The sequence below is a fragment of the Cobetia sp. 29-18-1 genome (assembly GCF_029846405.1).
Lineage (GTDB): Bacteria > Pseudomonadota > Gammaproteobacteria > Pseudomonadales > Halomonadaceae > Cobetia > Cobetia amphilecti.
Window position 1 is genome coordinate 1 of record NZ_JARWKS010000028.1, and the last position, 16252, is coordinate 16252.

Consider the following 16252-nt stretch of genomic DNA (forward strand, 5'->3'; position numbering starts at 1 on the left):
CGCCGGTTTTCAAGACCGGTGCATTCAACCGCTCTGCCATCCCTCCGACTCACGGGATGAGATACTACGGGTTTTTCAGTCAGGGTCAAGGGCTTAGCGTAAATTTCCTTGTCGTTCAGATGCTTGAAAGGTCGCACATGCCACAATGGCTGCGGAGACTGACGATGTCGTTGCCTTGCACGCGCCGGATGGTTGCCTCAATAGGGCTTTTCATCGTTCTGTCTCTTGATTAGGCAAACCCCTGAGGGCATGCTGGGGTCAAATCGATGAATCCATCGTAGCAACCTGAGGATAGACACCATGGCTAACAGCTCCTGGCAGGTCTCGCAGGATACCGCGAGCCGCTCGCTCAGTACTCACAAGGTACTGCGCAACACTTACATGATGCTGGCAATGACGCTGCTGTTCTCCGCGCTGACCGCTGGCGTGGCGATGAGCATGGGCGTCGGCCGCATGAACATCTTCGTGCTGCTGATCGGTGCCTACGGCCTGATGTTCCTGGTCCACAAGACCGCGAACTCCACCGCCGGCATCTTCGCGACCTTCGCCTTCACCGGCTTCATGGGCTTCACGCTCGGCCCGGTACTGAATGCCTACCTGAGCCTGCCCAACGGTGGCCAGCTGGTGATGACCGCGCTCGGCATGACCGGCATCACCTTCGCCGGCCTGTCCGCGGTGGCACTGGTGACGCGCAAGGACTTCTCGTTCCTGGGCAACTTCCTGTTCGCCGGCGCCATCGTGCTGATTCTGGCGATGCTGGCAGCGATGATCTTCAACATCAGCGGCCTGGCACTGGCTGTCTCCGCCGGCTTCGTGCTGTTCGCCTCCGCGGCGATCCTGTTCGAGACCAGCCAGATCATCCACGGCGGGCAGACCAACTACCTGCTGGCGACGGTGAGCCTGTACGTCTCCATCTACAACATGTTCGTCAGCCTGCTGGCCCTGCTGGGCTTCACTTCCGACGATTGATCGTCAAGCGAAGGGACATGAGACCTGCAAACGACCCCGCCTCGGCGGGGTCGTTTGCGTTCGGGTGTCAGGTGGCGTGACTCGCGCTAGAATGGCGCCCATTCATGAGCAGTCACACGAGGTTCGCATGCGTTATGCTCTGGCCGTCTACGGCGGCCCCTACAGCCAGCAGGCCAGCCATTCGGCGCTGCGCTTTGCCGACGCCCTGCTGGCGCGCGGCCATCAGTTGACCACGGTGTTCTTCTATCACGATGGCGTCTACAACGCCGCCAACATGATGGCGCCGCCCCAGGACGAGCCGCATCTGCGCGATCGCTGGCTGTCACTTGCCGAGAATCACGCCACCCGCCTGCAGGTGTGTGTCGCGGCGGGGCTGAGACGCGGCATGCTCGATGAGCGCGAAGCGGCGCGGCATGGCAAGCAGGGGCATACCCTCGAGGCGCCGTTCGAGCTGACGGGGCTGGGCCAGCTGGTCGAGGCGACGCTGGACAATGACCACCTGATCACCTTTGCATGACGTCATTTCTTGTCGTCACTGATGATGTCACTTATCGAGCGAGGAGCAGACCATGAGCGATGTGATGACGGCACCCCTGGCAGGCGATGACGCCGGGATAGCCGCCGGTGATCTGCTGGTCATGCTGCGCCATGGCCCGCATGGCAGCAGCTGGCTGCGCGAGGGGCTGGAGGCGGCGATGGTCGCGGCGGCCTTCGGGCGCGAGGTCGGGCTGTTGTTCACCGGCGATGGCGTGATGGCGCTGCTGGAAGGGCAGCAGGTCGGGCCGCTGGGGCAGAAGGGCAGTGACAACCTGCTGGCGGCGCTTGAGATGTATGACGTCGAGCGCTGCTACGTCGATGCGGCGGCGCTGCGCGCACGGGGCCTGACAGCGCAGGATGTCACGCTGTTGCCGGTCACGCTGCTCGAGCACGACGAGGTGGTCGCGCTGACCACCGCGTTCTCGCGCGTGTTGAGCTTCTGACACGTCACTGCCGCCAACGCTGGCGACTGATATGCTCGCATCAGTTTCCTGATGCCATGTCATTGATATCTCTTGATTGATGGCCAGTGGCAGTCCCAGCTTCCCCTGCCTGGATAATTGCATGAATCTACATCTACTCAATCGTTCGCCATTCTCCAGCCGCATCCATGACGATGTGCTCAATGCCATGGGCCCGGAAGACCAGCTGCTGTTGATCGAGGATGGCGTCAATGGCGCCCTCGACAACGCCGAGCAGCACCTTGCGGGGCTTGAGGGAAGGCTGTTCGCGTTGCGCGAAGACCTCGAGTCCCGCGGTCTGCTGGGGCGCTGCGCGGAGAACGTCATTGTGGTCGACGTCGACGGTTTCGTCGCCCTGACCGAGGCCGCCGACAAGACCGTCAGCTGGTTCTGAGGCGCCAGACGCTTCTCCCTTTCAATTTTCATGCAAGACAGTGAATCAGGATCTGTATGGCCAGTAGTGAAGCGGTGCGCACACTGACGCTTGATGGGCGTGATATCGGACTGGATGCGGAAGGCTATCTGGTCGATCTGGATGACTGGAGCCCGGCGCTGGCGGAAATGCTGGCCGCCGAGGAGGGGCGTGAACTGACGCCGGAGCACTGGGAGGTGATCGAGGTGTTGCGCGACTTCTATCAGCGCTTCTCGCTCTCGCCGGCCATGCGCCCGCTGAGCAAGGCGATGACCCAGCGGTTTGGCCCCGACAAGGGCCGCTCGCTGCATCTGATGCGGCTGTTCCCGGACAGCCCGCCCAAGGTAGGCGCGCGCATCGCCGGGCTGCCCAAGCCGACCAACTGTCTGTGACGGTCAGCCGCATGCATGAGTCACCTTGCCCGTCGTGGTGCGCTGCGCTCAACGCGCAAGACCCGGCAGGGATGGCGACGTACGGCGTTGTCTGCGTTACTATTCGTCACAGCGTTGCGGTGTCGGCCAGGAGGTCGATGCTGCTTCAGGTCCCGCGACATGGTCGCAAGGGCATTTGAATTCAGGCGGACAAGAGTCGACTTGCATGGGAAGAGCATTCCAGAACCGTAAAGAATCAATGGCGCGTACCTCTCTCAACAAGGCACGCGTGTATTCACGTTACGGGCGCGAGATTTACGTCTCGGCCAAGAGCGGTGGCCTCGACCCCAACGGCAACCTGAGCCTGCGTCGTCTCATCGAGAAGGCCAAGAAGGACCAGGTGCCGACTCACGTCATCGACAAGGCGATCGACAAGGCCAAGGGCACCGGCGGCGAAGACTTCGCTCTGGCTCGCTATGAAGGCTTTGGTCCGGGCAACGTCATGGTCATCGTTGATTGTCTGACCGACAACAACAACCGCACCTTCGGCGAAGTCCGCACCTGCTTCAACAAGGGCAAGGGCAAGCTGGGCGCGCAGGGTTCGGTGTCGCACATGTTCGACCACCGCGCCATCCTGGCCTTCAAGGGTGCGGAAGAGGACGAGGAAAAGGTCCTGGAAGCGCTGATGGAAGCCGACGTCGATGTCAGTGACATCGAGCTCGACGAAGGCATCATCACGGTTCTCGCGCCGACGACCGAGTACTTCAAGGCCAAGGGTGCGCTGACCGACATCTACGGTGAAGACCTCGACTTCGAAGTCGATGAGATCAGCTTCATTCCGCAGATCCATACCGAAGTCGGCGGCGATGACGCCGAGCTGCTCAACAAGATGCTCGAGCTGCTGGATGATTGTGAAGACGTGCAGCAGGTCTATCACAACGGCGAGTTCGTCTAGGTCAGCGTCTTGAACGTGATGCGACTGACAGCTTCACGCTGACTGGGATGCGAATGTCAGTGTGAGAGGTCAGTCAGAAAAAAGCCCCATCGGCATGCCGACGGGGCTTTTTCATGTCTCGACACTCTGCACGTTTTGACACCCTGCACGTTTCGACACTCTGCACGTATCGACAGTGCGCGCGTCTCAGCAGTGCGCGCGCTTCAGCAATGTGCGTGGTGCTGCGCTTGCGGGTCCGTCTCGCGTGGGTCCGCCATGCCACCCTTGACGCCATGCTTTACCAGCCAGACGTTGACGGGCCAGGCGGCGAGCAGCCCCAGACTCAGGGAAATGATCAGCGAGTTCCAGAACAGCGGCTGGTGCATGCCGGCACCGCCCGCAAGCCAGAGGTCCACGGAAATCGCCACCACTTCCATCACCACGATGGAGGCCGTCTCGCTCTTGAAGGCATCACGAATCACCTGCGGCTTGTCATCACTGCCGCCCTGCAGCATCGGGCCGACCGTCAGCAGGAAGCCGAACAGGTAAGCGAAGATGAAGGTGATGATCGCGGTGGAGATATTGCCCATGGCCAACAGGCCCACCGCCAGGCTGACGCCGACGAATTCCCCCAGTCCGCAGCCCGAATAGCAGTGCGCGACACTTCTCAGTCCCTTGCGGGCATCACCGTTGGCGGTGATCTGGCGACGACCGGCGAAACGATAGACCAGCAGGCCCACGACACCGGAGTAGAGCGTGGTCAGCCCCCACACCCACTTCATCATCGGGGCCAGGTGAGCATTCTTCGTGGTCAGGTCACGCACGACCCAGATCAGCGCCGGTACCATCAGCAACAGCCAGCACAGCAGCAGGCTCCAGTGGGAAAGTGACTCACGTAATAGATCTTGCATGGTGACCCCCGTCGAGTGGATGTCGCAGATGGCCGTGCGCCGATAGCAATACGCTGATGGCAGTACGCTGATGACGCGGCCCTCCTTGATAGCTGGTGGGGGCAGCGCGTCATATCAAGGGTGGCCTGTCATCGCCTGCTCGCAACCGCCCGTTGCTTTCGCCTGACAGGGTGACAGGCGAGGGTGTGTTCTCACGCCTTGTTAACCTTGCCGCAAGCCTCCATGGTGAAGGATGTCGGGCATTGCCCTTGCAATGTCGCCACTTTTCCTAGGAGTCACCATGTCGAGACACGCTGCTACATCCCTTGCGCGCGCCGCCCGTCAGTTCGCCGGCGTCGGTTTGATTGCCTCGCTCGCCGCGCCAGCCGTGGCCCAGGCGGCAGACGACAAGGTCTTCGGCTGGGTGGAAAAGGCGACCATCGAGCCGTGGGGCGTGATGGTGAAGGCCAAGCTGGATAGCGGCGCGCTGACCTCCTCGATGCATGCCGAGAATATCGAGACCTTCGAGCGTGATGACGAGGAGTGGGTGCGTTTCGATGTCGAGGTCGAGGACGAAGCCAAGGGTGACAAGGTCGAGAACACCTTCGAGCGCCCCCTGTATCGCGACCTGACGGTGTCCGGCGCAGGCGGACGCGACACGCGCCCGGTGGTGCTGATGACGCTGTGCATGGGTGGCGAGCGTTACGAGGAGCAGTTCAGTCTGCGTGATCGTGACGGCATGAATTACCCGGTGCTGCTGGGGCGCCGCACCATCCAGAGCCTGGGTGTACTCGATGTGCGCAAGACCTTCCAGACCAGCCCGGACTGTGCCGAGGACGCGCCGCTGCATCGCTATGAAGACAAGGAGTATTCCGACCGCATCGGCGCGGCGTCCTGATCTGATGTCGCTCTGAACGCTCATTGAGAAACGCGTACCGCGCACATTCATCACAAGAGGGAGGCCAGCATGTCGGGTACCGCCAGCCAGCAACCTCAGCGTGACGGTTTGCCACTCATCAGGATCTACTACGACGCACGCTGCCCGGTGTGTCGTCGTGAACGCGCCCGCTACGAGCGGCTGTCGCGCCAAGACGCCAACGTCGAGTGGTGGGATGCGACGGATAACGCCGAGCATCTCGCCGCTCGCGGCATCGGCCTCAAGCAGGCATTGCTGTCGTTGCATGTCGAGACAGCGCAAGGGCAGATCCGTGAGGGCATGCCGGCGTATCGCCTGCTGCTTGCGCGCATCCCCGGTCTTGCCTGGCTGGGGTGGCTGATCACGCGGCCGCTGATCGAACCGGCGCTGACGCGAGTCTACGATGCCTGGGTGCGTCGTCGGCTGTGTCGGGACGGCAGGCTGTGAGTGCCGACGAGCCCGACGCAGGCTGCTGGAAGCCCCGTTGCAAGCCCTGCTGATTCATCATGCTTTTTTGATATGCAAATGCTAATAGTTTTCGTTAGTATGTGAGGCACTGTCTGTTTCTTCACGTCTGCGAGCTTCCCGATGATCGACGCGCTTTCCCCGCTCTTTGCCGGTCCGATGGTTGCCTATCGGGACTTGATCACTACCTACGCTCAGGTGCAGGCGGGTGATGAGGCGTCGCTCCAGCGTGTCGTGCCGGCGCGCGATGTGCTCAGCCCCGGGTGGCTGGCGGCGTGCATCGCCGCGCATGGCATGCAGTACGAGACCGGCCAGGCAGACGCCGCCTCTCCCCACAGCGCCCCGGATGAGCAGGCGCTGCTTTCCCAGTGGTCCAAGTACCTGTTGTCCTCGATGGTATCGCTGCCGCTGGCGGCCAACCTGCTGCTGGATCATCAACTGCCGCTGGAGCTGCGACATCTTTCGCTGCGCCTTGGCGAGCATGGCGTGGTCACGCAGCTGATACTCGATGATGCGGCGGGGCAGGGCGCAAGCCTCCCGGCGGAGATCGAGTCGGCCGATGAGGCGACGCGCCTTCAGGCGCGCTTTCAGGGCTACCTGGCGCATCTTGAGGCCGTCATCGAGCGCCTCGTGCCGCACACTGCGCTGGGGCCCAAGGTCTTCTGGAGCAACGCGGCACATTACTTCGTCTATATCGTCGGTATGCTGGAAGAGCAGGGCTGGGTCGCGCAGGCGGCGCCGGCACGTCAGCTGATGGCGACCAGAATTCTGGCCGACGGGCGGCGCAATCCGCTCTATCAGCCGGTCAGCGACGTGATGGACCGCCACGGCGAACGGCATACGCCGCGCAAGGTGTGCTGCGTGCGTTATCGCATCGAGTGTCTGGGCTATTGCAGCAATTGCCCGCTGAGCATCGAGCGCGCCACGGCCCGCCGCGCCCAGACGCGTCGGGTCGATCAGCGCGCCAACTCGCGCGCAGCGTTGATCGGTAGCGACCTGTCCTGAGCAGTAGCGTCCTGAGCGGCAGCGGTCTGTGTTGATCGGCGCCCTCTGGTAAGATGGCGTCCCCTGTCATTGTCCGGTATGTCGTCATGTCCTCGTCTTCGCGCCGCCCACGCGGTGCTTCCCTCGCCAAGTCCGGCGCATCCTCCCGACACGACTCGGCTGACAGTCGTCAGCAGGGCACCGCGGCTGACCGTCGTGATCCGGCCGCCCGCGAGAAGCCTGGCGCGGCCAAGGCGCCTTCCATTAAAGCGCCTTCTATCAAAGCGCCTTCTATCAAGGTGACCCCGGCTCGCAAGGGTCAGCTGCACCCCCGCAACCCGCACCGTGGGCGCTATGACATGGCCGCGCTGGTCAAGGCGAGCCCGGCACTGGCGGCCTTCGTGATCAAGACACCCGCTGGCAGCGAGTCCATCGACTTTGCCGATCCCCTCGCGGTCAAGGCGCTCAATCGGGCCCTGTTGAGTCGCCATTACGGCATCGCCCACTGGGACATTCCCGCCGGCTATCTGTGTCCGCCCATCCCCGGGCGTGCCGATTATCTGCATTACCTGGCGGACCTGATCAGTGAGGCGAATGGCGGTCAGCTGCCGGCGGGTGAGCACGTGCGCGCGCTGGATATCGGCACCGGCGCCAACCTCATCTACCCCCTGCTGGGCAATCGCAGCTTTGGCTGGCAGATGGTCGGCAGTGATATCAGCGCGCAGGCGATCGACTCGGCTCGCGCGATTCTAAGCGCCAATGTGCGCCTCAAGGGCCAGATCGAGGTGCGTCTGCAGGCTGATCGCACGCGCCACTTCGCTGGGATCTGGGGCGCGGATGAGCGTTTTGATCTGGTGCTGTGCAATCCGCCGTTCCATGCCAGCGAAGCCGATATGGCGCGGGAATCTCAGCGCAAATGGCGCGGGCTCGACAAGTCGCGCCAGCAGCGCGGCAATGCCTCACGCAAGGGTGGCTCACGCACTGCGCCTGCGCTGAATTTCGCGGGTCAGGCGGCCGAGCTCTGGTGTCCGGGCGGGGAAGAAGCCTTCGTCACCCGCATGATCCAGGAGAGCCGCAACGTCGCCACGCAGTGCCTGTGGTTCTCCTCGCTGGTCGCGCATTCGGCGAGCCTGACCGGCATCAGGAAAGCCCTCAAGCACAGTGGCGCCAGCGAGGGCAGGGTGATCGAGATGTCCCAGGGGCAGAAGGTCAGCCGCTTCGTCGCCTGGTCGTATCTCACGCCCGACCAGCGTCGGCAGTGGGGGCGGAATCACTGGCAAGGAAAGTGAAGCGTCTGTCATAGCCGTATCAAGAGAGTCTTCGACTCAATGATGTCTTTGCATTGAAGCCCCCGTCGCCCAGCGCGACGGGGGCTTCTTGCATTGGCGGTTGTCATCCGCGCTTCACTTAAGCCTGTCTTAATAGTTTGCGGGCAAACTTTCTGCCAGAAACGCGCAGCCTGCCGGTTCCGATCGCTGCAGGATCTGACATCTATCCGGCTTGCTCGACGCCCAGTCATTGCTCAGGAGTTATTCCATGAAGTCCGCGATCACCATGACATCGCCTGGTCCAGACCACCCCTGGGCGCAGGGCGAGGAGCCCTTGTGCGGAGGAGTTTCGGTGTTGATACCGGCTCGTGATGAGCGTGACAACTTGCCGGGCCTTATTGCCGAGGTGCATGAGGCGCTTGCGGGGCAGCGCTACGAGATCATCGTGGTGGATGATGGTTCCAGTGATGGCAGTTGGAGTTGGCTCAAGCAGGCTGCGCAGGAAGATTCACGATTGCGTCCCTATCACCACGGCACCAGTTTCGGACAGAGTACTTCGCTGTGGCAGGCTGCCCGGCTGGCGCGCGGTCGATGGTTGGCGACCCTGGATGGCGATGGCCAGAATGATCCAGCGGACTTGCCGGACATGTTGTCACTGGCAACGCTCGAAAAGCTCGACCTGGTGGCTGGTCATCGCACGCAACGTCGCGATGATGCCGTCAAGCGTGTGTCATCACGCTTGGCCAATGCCATCCGACAAGCGCTGCTGCACGATGACACGCCAGATACCGGCTGCGGAATCAAGGTCATGCGTCGTGACGTCTTCCTTCGGCTGCCGTATTTCGATCACATGCACCGTTTTCTTCCGGCGTTGGTTCGCGCTCAGGGTGGCAAGGTGCAGTCATTGGCAGTCCGTCACCGCGAACGAGTGGCAGGAGTATCCAAATACGGCTTCTTCGATCGGCTCTGGGTCGGTATTGCCGATATCGTCGGAGTGATGTGGCTGGTGCGTCGCTCACGTCTACCGTCACCGCTCGAGAATATCTTTGGCCATGCTGCCAGTGAGGCCATCGACCATGGTTCGCTGCCGTTGGTGGGGACGCACGTGTCGACGCCCTCTGCATCCGCGCCAACAAGCCTGTTTGACTCCCCCTCTAGATATCAGGCTGACGGTCACGATGCAGCAGCAGGTGACAGCAACCCGGACCAGGCCGACGTGGCGCGGGGTGCCTGCTGATGGATGTCAGTCCGTGGTGGGTCGCTGTCGGTTTTGGAGGCCAGGCGCTGTTCTCGGCGCGTTTCATCATTCAGTGGCTGGCCAGTGAGAAGGCACGTCGTTCCATCGTTCCTCGTGCCTTCTGGTGGTTCTCGCTTGCCGGTGGCATGACGCTGCTTGCGTATGCCATCCATCGCGAGGACCCGGTATTCATTGCCGGTCAGGGCGCAGGGCTTTTCATCTATCTGCGTAATCTGAGCTTGATCAAGCGGGATCGCCGGTCACTCACGTCGCCTGGCAGCGAAGCGTCGTCCCAGGCACCGCAGGAGTCCACTGTCGTCGAACACGCTTGTGGCAAGACGGAAGAATGCGAATCGGGCACTGACGACTCCCTGAAGGCCAGGCTCGCGTCGCTGGAGATAGAAAACGCCCGACTCAAGACTGAAGTGGCACGCCTCCATGCCAATCCCGTTCAGCACCAAGGGACAGGCGCATGAAGGCAATGACGCCAGCTGGCGGTGTGTACCGAAGACTTTCCCGCCATCCCTGGTGGGTCTTGGGGGCGTTGTATCTATCTGTCTCTGCCATCGGGCTTGGCATGCGTATGCCGTGGCCTGCCGATGAGCCACGCTTCGCGCTCAATGGTCTCGAGATGTGGATCACTGGGGGCTGGTGGTTGCCACACCGCGCAGGAGAGCTTTATCCCGACAAGCCGCCGATCTTCATGTGGCTCAGTGCCTTGTCCACTGGCTTGGTGGGGGATATCCGCATCGGCTTTGCCCTGCCATCGCTGGTGGCCGGGGCCGCGACTCTGGGGCTGAGCGTGGACCTGATTCGTCGCCTGCATGGCCCGCACACAGCCTTCATTGCCGGGCTGTGGTTGCTCGCGTCAGTGCAGTTCATTCTGCAGGCCCGTACGGCTCAGATCGACATGCTGGTCACGGCTTTCATCCTGCTGGGTAGCTGGGGATTGTTGCGGCATGCATTGCTCAATGATGGCGTGCGCTATTTCTATCTCGGCTGCTTTGCGATGGGGCTTGGCATCCTCACCAAGGGGGTCGGGTTCCTGCCGTTGCTGATGTTGCCTTTCTGGCTGATGGCTGCGCGTCACGCATCGACTTGGCGCAGCAGTGGTCGTCGCGCAGGGCAGCTGACATCACGCGAGCTGCTGATCGGACTCTGCTGGATACTGGCGGCTCCGCTGCTCTGGGTAGGGCCGATGCTGGTGATGTCCTTCGTGTCCGGCGATTCGGAGCTTGCCGCCTATCGCGACAACATCCTGCTCAAGCAGACCGCTGAGCGATACACCGACAGCTGGCATCATCTGAAGCCTTGGCATTACTTCCTGACCAGTGTGATTCCCTGGGCATGGATGCCGCTGCTGCTGACGCTACCCTCGTGGCCGAAGGCACTCGCTCGCCGCTTCTCGCGCCGCGATCTACGAGTCTGGCTGCCCCTGGTGGGTGCGGCATTGATGGTGGTCTTCTTCTCGTTGTCTCCAGGCAAGCGGGGAGTCTATATCCTGCCGGCGCTGCCGCTGTTGGTGATCGGCCTGGCACCCATGTTGCCGGGGTTGTCACGTAAGCCTCATGTCTCCTGGCTGGGGTTTGCACTTTGCGCCGGACTGGCAGGCATCTTCCTGATCGCGGCACTGCTCGGTGTCTTCGGGTACCCGGCATTGGTGACGCTTGCTGCAAAGGAGGGGGTGGTGCCGTGGGGGTGGTGGGGGCTGCTGGGTGTCAGCGGTATCGCGCTCTGTACCTGGCTGAAACCACGGAACGGCTTGTTGGCCTTGGGGATTTGGCTCGTGGTGTTCTGGAGTCTGTGGGGCACCTGGGGGGCACGATTGATGGACCCGGTTCGCAATCCTGCCCTACTGATGGCGCAGGTTGCCGAGAAGAGCGATTACCAGGCATTGGCCATTCCCGATTTTCGTGAGCAATACATCCTGCAGGCGCGCCAGCCATTGTGGCACTTCGGTTACAAGACGCCGGAGGAAGACCAATTCTCGCGCCTCTATGCATGGCTGAAGGAGGCCCCGCAGAACCGCTGGGTCTTGTTGACACCCCGCAAGCTCAAGCGGCATGCCTGTCTGGATGGCGCACAGGCCATCACATTGAATGAGCCGGATGAGCAATGGGTACTGCTACCTGGTAGCGCGGCCGTGAAATGTCAGGGCAGTCCCGATGCTGCGCCGATGTATCTGGCGCCGACCTCGGTCTCGAATGAAGCGGCACAGCTGATCGGACTTCCCCAGCGACATACTCTGATGCCGGAGGTTCAGCCATGAAGTATCAGAAGCAACTTTCATGTGCGATATCCCTGGTGGGAAGAGGCTCCCATTCGTTGATCAACCTGAATGCCAGCGAACGAATATGTTGGACGCTATGGGGAGTGTTGCTGATGTCAGCAGCGCTGGCACGACCCTATCTGCCCATCGATGAAACTCGCTATGTCTCGGTGGCATGGGAGATGTGGCATGCCGGCAGTGGGTTCGTCTCGACCATGAACGGGGCGGCCTACGCTGACAAGCCGGTACTGTTGTTCTGGTTGATTCACGCCGGATGGGTGGTCTTCGGAGTCAATGATGTCTGGCCAAGATTGGTGATGCCACTGGTCAGTCTGCTGGGTATCTGGCAGATAGGGCGTGTCGCCCGCACCCTGTGGCCGGCCACTGGCCTGGCCGATGCCGAATGGCAGAGACATGAACTTTGGGTACGCATGGTGCGTTGGATACTCGCCGGTTGTCTGATGTGGGTGCTCTATAGCCAGGCCTTGATGTTCGATGTGCTGTTGACGACGTGTCTACTGGGCGCGTTGCGGCCCTGGTGTACACCACAGGGAGGGCAGCCGTTCAGCCTGAGCGTCGTGCTCGAGAGTGGTGTGTGGCTGGGGTTGGCCTTGCTGGCCAAAGGGCCGGTCGCACTCTTGTGGTTTCTGTTGGTGGTCGGCTCGCGCCCCTGGTGGACGCAAGCACAAGCCCGCGAGGTGTGGGTCTGTGAGTGGCGCGGTTGGGTGTTGAGCCTGCTGCTGGGCATCGCGGTGTTGTGCATCTGGTTGCTTCCCGCCGTCATCAGTGGCCCTCCCGACTATGTCGAGGATCTGCTTTGGGGCCAGACGGCAAACCGCGTCGTCTCCGCGCAGGATCATGCTCGACCGCCATGGTGGTATCTACCGTGGCTGGCGATGTTGATCTTCCCGCTCAGCCTGCGCCCGCGATTGCTGATCGAGGGGTTTCTGGCCTCGGTTGCTCGGCGGCCAACGTCAGAGCAACCCTTGCTGAAGCTGGGACGCTTCTGGGCACTGGGCGCACTGCTGGTCTTTTCACTTATCTCCGGCAAGCAAGTGCATTATCTGATGCCGCTACTGGTACCGGTGAGTCTGCTGCTGGCCTGGGCTGCTCTGCGCCAGCCTCCGGCTCGCACATCGCTGAAACTGCTGGCGATGATCAGCGGTGGCCTGGGACTGACAAGCCTGGCGTTGGCGGTCATCGTCATGCCCGCAGGCTGGCTGACTGATGCCTCATTTCTGCCGACCAACGCAGCGCTGGTGGCTTCGGGCAACGCAAGCCTTGCGTGTCTCATGGCTGGAGGTAGCTTGCTGGCCTTGATGGTATGGCTATGGCCTTCCGTGGATGAGGCGAGACGCTCCATCACGGCTCAAACACCCGCCGCTGAGTTACAGGGCAATAGCGCGCTGAATGCTCAGCGGCGACTGGCGCTGGGCAGCGTGTTGCTGGTGACCTGCTTGCTGGCCCTGACATTGCGTCCGTTATGGCCACGTCTGGATCAGACTGCCCTGGCTCAATGGGTTCAGCACCATCAACAGGAAGGCCAGGAGGTGGCCGTCGTTGGCTGGGACTATCAGGCAACCTGGCAATTTCTGGGGCGACTGACCCAACCGCTGAAGCAGTTGAAGCGCGATTCGAGTCAGCTGAATTCCTGGCAGACAGCGCATCCCGATGGCTGGCTGATAATCGAGGCTGACAAATGTCTGCGTCTACCCGACACGCGAGGCCCTCTGGCCGGCATGCGTGATTGGTGTCAGGCGGCAGTAGACGATGGAGCCAATGCCACGCCGGTCTTTCATCAGGGACGCCACCGATTATTGACGGTACCCGCAGCGGCATTGGGCGGCCCCTCATCAGCACCAACGGTGCTGGTCATGACCGCTCAGGAGAAACGATGAGCATGAAGATACTGGTAACTGGCGCTGCAGGTTTCATTGGTGCTGCTCTGTGTGAGCGACTCTTGAAGGAAGGCCTGCAGGTCGTCGGTCTCGACAATCTCAACCCCTACTATCCGTTGGCGCTGAAGCAGCACCGCCTGACACGTCTCGAAGCACTTGCCGGGCAGTGCGTTGCTGCCCCCGGGAATGCACACCGGCTGGGCAGCTTTCGCTTCGTCAAGCTGGATCTTGTCGAACGTGAGGCGCTTCGCACATTGATGCAGGAAGAGGAGTTTGATGTCGTCGTCAATCTGGCGGCCCAGGCTGGGGTGCGCCACTCCATCACTCAGCCTTTTGATTATGTCGACAGCAACCTGGTCGGCTTCGTCAATCTTCTTGAGGCTTGTCGTGACACGGCCCCGAGCCATTTGCTCTATGCTTCCAGCAGTTCCGTTTACGGGGATGATACCCGTCAGCCTCTGCAGGAGTCCCAGGCGGGTGTACGCCCGCTCTCGCTATACGCTGCCACGAAGCGCTCAAATGAATTGATGGCTTACAGCTACGCGCATCTCTATGGTTTACCGGTGACAGGGCTACGCTTCTTTACCGTTTATGGCGCCCGCGGGCGCCCGGACATGGCGCCACTTCGTTTCGCACGCAAGCTGCTGGCCGACGAGGTGATCGATGTCTACAACCATGGACAGATGGCACGTGATTTCACCCATGTCAGTGATATCGTGGAGGGCATCTATCGGCTTATGCACCTGCCGCCGACGCAGGAAATGAATGCCGCTCCCTCGCGTGTCCTGAACCTCGGGCGTGGCGAGCCCATCGCATTGGGGAACTTCATCAATGGCCTCGAGGCAGCGCTGGGTGTCCCGGCTCGCAAGCGTCTGCTGCCGATGCAGCCAGGGGATGTCGAGCGTACCTGGGCAGATACCTCGACACTCGAGACGCTGACCGGCTTTCGCCCCAGTGTCAGTCTTGCCACAGGGCTTGAGGAGTTGGCTGAGTGGGCGCAGCAGTATCCGTCATTGCTGAGAGAAACCGATGATGAGCAATTGCCCCGGGTGAGATGTTTTGACGAAGCAGGCGTCGCTGCAGGTGGACATTCTGGACGCATGACAAAGGCCGGCATGTCCACCATGACGGCCTTGGCCTTCAGTAGTGGAACTCTCTTGAAGGCCTGAGTGGGATTCAGCGGCTGTATATCTGAGTTCAGGTCGAGGAGCGTCCAGCCTACCAACGCAAGGAGCCCCGCCAGTGAACTGGCGGGGCTCCTTGCGTCTTGCCTGTCAGCCGCTATCAGCAGCGACCCTCGCAGTTGGCAGGCTTGTCATTGGCGATGCGCCAGTCTTCCTCGTTGGCCAGCGTGGCCAGCGGCGACAGCATCGAGAAGTCGAACTCGGTGAGGCAGGTGCCGCGTTGTACGCGCTTGGGCCAGTCATGATTGGCCAGCGCCGAGCGACCGATGGCGACCAGGTCCGCGTGCTGCAGGGTGGCCTGCGCCTTCGCGACGCTGGCGACATTGCCATTGGTGATCAGACTCACCTCGGCGGCCTTCTCGCTACGCACCTGTGCCGCCAGTGCGGTCAGGCTGAGGCTGCGCTCGCGCTCGTCGTCTGTCTCGGGGAAGGCGGGGGCATCGACATCGCTGCCGGTCAGATGCAGGAAATCCAGCCCTGCTTCCATCAGCTTGGCGAAGCGCTCGCGGGCCTTGTCAGGGCCGCCCTGCCAGCTGAGCTCCGGCTCGGTCACGGTGCCCTGGGACAGGCGCATGCCGATGGCGAAGTCGGCGCCAACCGCCTCACGCACGCTGCGGATGACCGCCAGCGGGAAGGCCAGACGCGCGATGGCGTCGCCGCCCCAGGCATCGTCACGCTGATTGAAGCGCTCACTGATGAACTGGTGGATCAGGTAGCCGTTGGCACCATGCAGCTCGATACCATCGAAGCCGGCTTCCTTGGCGCGACGGGCGCTGGTGGCAAAGCCGGCGATCGCGTCATGGATCTCCGCTTCGCTGATCTCGCGGGCCAGCGGGAAGGGGCCGGAGCCACCGTAGAAGCTGAGCATCTCGCCACTGGCGCGGCTCTCGGAGGGGGCGACGACCTCATCCTTGAAGCGGTTGTGCTGGGTCTGGGCGCCGGCATGCATCAGCTGGGCGATGATACGGCCACCCTGTTGATGCACGGCGTCGACCACCGGACGCCAGCTGTCCTGCTGCGCCTGGTTGGCCAGCCCCGGCTGGTTGGCGTAGCCCTGGCTGAAGGCTTCATCGGTGTAGATGCCTTCGGTGATCAGCAGCGAGAAGTTGCCCCGCGCGAAATCGCGATAGTAATCGACCATGTCGAAGTGCACCTGGCCGTCATCCTGCGCGCTGGTTCGCGTCATCGGTGCGAGCACCAGGCGATTGCTGAGCTTAAGCCCGGCGAAGGCATGGGGGGTGAACAGTGCGGTGGTGTCTGTCATCTAGTACGTCTCCCGCGGAAAGCATTCCGCTGTCGTATCCGGTCGTAGGCCCTGAGCGTCTGCGTGCACAAAGAGGTGAAGATCGACGCAGTGCGGTGGCCCGAATGAATGATCGACGGATCATCTGCATGTCCTATATCGTGCCTGCCGCACCTGGGTGTCACAAGCCGGAACGCTGGAAGGAGAGTGTTGT

At 61.9% G+C, this 16252-nt stretch carries 17 protein-coding genes; 15 read left to right on the forward strand and 2 right to left on the reverse strand.

The genetic code is table 11. The features are described from left to right. Positions 1 to 300: 300 nt before the first annotated feature. The 6 genes from QD208_RS16430 to QD208_RS16455 all read left to right on the forward strand — a co-directional run bounded on the left by QD208_RS16430 (position 301) and on the right by QD208_RS16455 (position 3705). On the forward strand, positions 301 to 969 hold the full coding sequence (locus QD208_RS16430; protein ID WP_279837474.1) for a Bax inhibitor-1/YccA family protein: 669 nt from the start codon (positions 301 to 303) through the stop codon (positions 967 to 969). A 127-nt stretch (positions 970 to 1096) separates the two neighbouring features. Next, positions 1097 to 1486, forward strand: a complete 390-nt coding sequence (gene tusD, locus QD208_RS16435) for a sulfurtransferase complex subunit TusD (RefSeq protein ID WP_043335054.1) — start codon at positions 1097 to 1099, stop codon at positions 1484 to 1486. Positions 1487 to 1538: 52 nt separating this feature from the next. Then, positions 1539 to 1949, forward strand: a complete 411-nt coding sequence (tusC, locus tag QD208_RS16440; RefSeq protein WP_240548730.1) for a sulfurtransferase complex subunit TusC — start codon at positions 1539 to 1541, stop codon at positions 1947 to 1949. A gap of 121 nt (positions 1950 to 2070) precedes the next feature. Continuing rightward, positions 2071 to 2361: a sulfurtransferase complex subunit TusB gene (gene tusB, locus QD208_RS16445; protein ID WP_043335056.1), complete on the forward strand. Its 291-nt coding sequence runs from the start codon at positions 2071 to 2073 to the stop codon at positions 2359 to 2361. A 56-nt stretch (positions 2362 to 2417) separates the two neighbouring features. Beyond that, positions 2418 to 2771: a TusE/DsrC/DsvC family sulfur relay protein gene (locus QD208_RS16450; protein ID WP_043335059.1), complete on the forward strand. Its 354-nt coding sequence runs from the start codon at positions 2418 to 2420 to the stop codon at positions 2769 to 2771. 205 nt (positions 2772 to 2976) lie between these two features. Then, positions 2977 to 3705 (forward strand): YebC/PmpR family DNA-binding transcriptional regulator, encoded by a 729-nt coding sequence (locus tag QD208_RS16455; protein ID WP_054557332.1) that lies wholly within the window; start codon positions 2977 to 2979, stop codon positions 3703 to 3705. 203 nt (positions 3706 to 3908) lie between these two features. Here the strand turns inward: QD208_RS16455 and QD208_RS16460 are convergent, their stop codons facing one another. Further along, complete coding sequence (locus QD208_RS16460) at positions 3909 to 4595, reverse strand: DUF4396 domain-containing protein (protein ID WP_279837475.1); 687 nt, start codon at positions 4593 to 4595, stop codon at positions 3909 to 3911. A gap of 280 nt (positions 4596 to 4875) precedes the next feature. Between QD208_RS16460 and QD208_RS16465 the strand changes: the two genes are divergently transcribed. The 9 genes from QD208_RS16465 to QD208_RS16505 all read left to right on the forward strand — a co-directional run bounded on the left by QD208_RS16465 (position 4876) and on the right by QD208_RS16505 (position 14780). Continuing rightward, positions 4876 to 5472, forward strand: a complete 597-nt coding sequence (locus QD208_RS16465; RefSeq protein WP_052384744.1) for a RimK/LysX family protein — start codon at positions 4876 to 4878, stop codon at positions 5470 to 5472. A gap of 69 nt (positions 5473 to 5541) precedes the next feature. Continuing rightward, positions 5542 to 5937: a DUF393 domain-containing protein gene (locus QD208_RS16470; RefSeq protein ID WP_279837476.1), complete on the forward strand. Its 396-nt coding sequence runs from the start codon at positions 5542 to 5544 to the stop codon at positions 5935 to 5937. Positions 5938 to 6078: 141 nt separating this feature from the next. Further along, positions 6079 to 6960, forward strand: coding sequence for a siderophore-iron reductase FhuF (gene fhuF / locus QD208_RS16475; RefSeq protein WP_279837477.1), 882 nt, complete (start codon positions 6079 to 6081; stop codon positions 6958 to 6960). A gap of 86 nt (positions 6961 to 7046) precedes the next feature. Continuing rightward, complete coding sequence (gene rlmF, locus QD208_RS16480; RefSeq protein ID WP_279837478.1) at positions 7047 to 8228, forward strand: 23S rRNA (adenine(1618)-N(6))-methyltransferase RlmF; 1182 nt, start codon at positions 7047 to 7049, stop codon at positions 8226 to 8228. 331 nt (positions 8229 to 8559) lie between these two features. Beyond that, the gene (locus tag QD208_RS16485; RefSeq protein ID WP_240548731.1) at positions 8560 to 9444 is read left to right on the forward strand and encodes a glycosyltransferase family 2 protein; all 885 of its coding nucleotides are present in this window, start codon (positions 8560 to 8562) and stop codon (positions 9442 to 9444) included. Further along, a complete protein-coding gene (locus QD208_RS16490) occupies positions 9444 to 9920 on the forward strand; it encodes a lipid-A-disaccharide synthase N-terminal domain-containing protein (RefSeq protein WP_240548732.1) in 477 nt (158 codons plus the stop codon). The genes QD208_RS16485 and QD208_RS16490 overlap by 1 nt, the downstream gene beginning before the upstream one ends. 101 nt (positions 9921 to 10021) lie before the next feature. After that, positions 10022 to 11713: a glycosyltransferase family 39 protein gene (locus tag QD208_RS16495; RefSeq protein WP_240548733.1), complete on the forward strand. Its 1692-nt coding sequence runs from the start codon at positions 10022 to 10024 to the stop codon at positions 11711 to 11713. Between the two features lie 113 nt (positions 11714 to 11826). Next, entirely contained in the window at positions 11827 to 13611 is a 1785-nt protein-coding gene (locus tag QD208_RS16500) for a hypothetical protein (RefSeq protein WP_279837479.1), read from the forward strand. Then, a complete protein-coding gene (locus QD208_RS16505; protein ID WP_347882012.1) occupies positions 13608 to 14780 on the forward strand; it encodes an NAD-dependent epimerase/dehydratase family protein in 1173 nt (390 codons plus the stop codon). Before QD208_RS16500 ends, QD208_RS16505 begins: the two co-directional genes overlap by 4 nt. 115 nt (positions 14781 to 14895) lie before the next feature. On the opposite strand, the gene QD208_RS16510 is transcribed toward QD208_RS16505, so the two are convergent. Next, entirely contained in the window at positions 14896 to 16059 is a 1164-nt protein-coding gene (locus QD208_RS16510; RefSeq protein ID WP_279837480.1) for an NADH:flavin oxidoreductase, read from the reverse strand. Positions 16060 to 16252 lie beyond the last annotated feature (193 nt).

What these genes read in the sequence shown, in the direction of transcription:
- rlmF (WP_279837478.1), top strand. Translation starts at nt 7,047, where the DNA reads ATGTCCTCGTCTTCGCGCCGCCCACGCGGTGCTTCCCTCGCCAAGTCC.
- tusB (WP_043335056.1), top strand. Translation starts at nt 2,071, where the DNA reads ATGAATCTACATCTACTCAATCGTTCGCCATTCTCCAGCCGCATCCAT.
- QD208_RS16505 (WP_347882012.1), top strand. Translation starts at nt 13,608, where the DNA reads ATGAGCATGAAGATACTGGTAACTGGCGCTGCAGGTTTCATTGGTGCT.
- QD208_RS16490 (WP_240548732.1), top strand. Translation starts at nt 9,444, where the DNA reads ATGGATGTCAGTCCGTGGTGGGTCGCTGTCGGTTTTGGAGGCCAGGCG.
- QD208_RS16465 (WP_052384744.1), top strand. Translation starts at nt 4,876, where the DNA reads ATGTCGAGACACGCTGCTACATCCCTTGCGCGCGCCGCCCGTCAGTTC.
- fhuF (WP_279837477.1), top strand. Translation starts at nt 6,079, where the DNA reads ATGATCGACGCGCTTTCCCCGCTCTTTGCCGGTCCGATGGTTGCCTAT.
- QD208_RS16470 (WP_279837476.1), top strand. Translation starts at nt 5,542, where the DNA reads ATGTCGGGTACCGCCAGCCAGCAACCTCAGCGTGACGGTTTGCCACTC.
- QD208_RS16500 (WP_279837479.1), top strand. Translation starts at nt 11,827, where the DNA reads ATGTCAGCAGCGCTGGCACGACCCTATCTGCCCATCGATGAAACTCGC.
- tusD (WP_043335054.1), top strand. Translation starts at nt 1,097, where the DNA reads ATGCGTTATGCTCTGGCCGTCTACGGCGGCCCCTACAGCCAGCAGGCC.
- QD208_RS16460 (WP_279837475.1), bottom strand. Translation starts at nt 4,595, where the DNA reads ATGCAAGATCTATTACGTGAGTCACTTTCCCACTGGAGCCTGCTGCTG.
- QD208_RS16450 (WP_043335059.1), top strand. Translation starts at nt 2,418, where the DNA reads ATGGCCAGTAGTGAAGCGGTGCGCACACTGACGCTTGATGGGCGTGAT.
- QD208_RS16455 (WP_054557332.1), top strand. Translation starts at nt 2,977, where the DNA reads ATGGGAAGAGCATTCCAGAACCGTAAAGAATCAATGGCGCGTACCTCT.
- QD208_RS16495 (WP_240548733.1), top strand. Translation starts at nt 10,022, where the DNA reads ATGCGTATGCCGTGGCCTGCCGATGAGCCACGCTTCGCGCTCAATGGT.
- QD208_RS16510 (WP_279837480.1), bottom strand. Translation starts at nt 16,059, where the DNA reads ATGACAGACACCACCGCACTGTTCACCCCCCATGCCTTCGCCGGGCTT.
- tusC (WP_240548730.1), top strand. Translation starts at nt 1,539, where the DNA reads ATGAGCGATGTGATGACGGCACCCCTGGCAGGCGATGACGCCGGGATA.
- QD208_RS16430 (WP_279837474.1), top strand. Translation starts at nt 301, where the DNA reads ATGGCTAACAGCTCCTGGCAGGTCTCGCAGGATACCGCGAGCCGCTCG.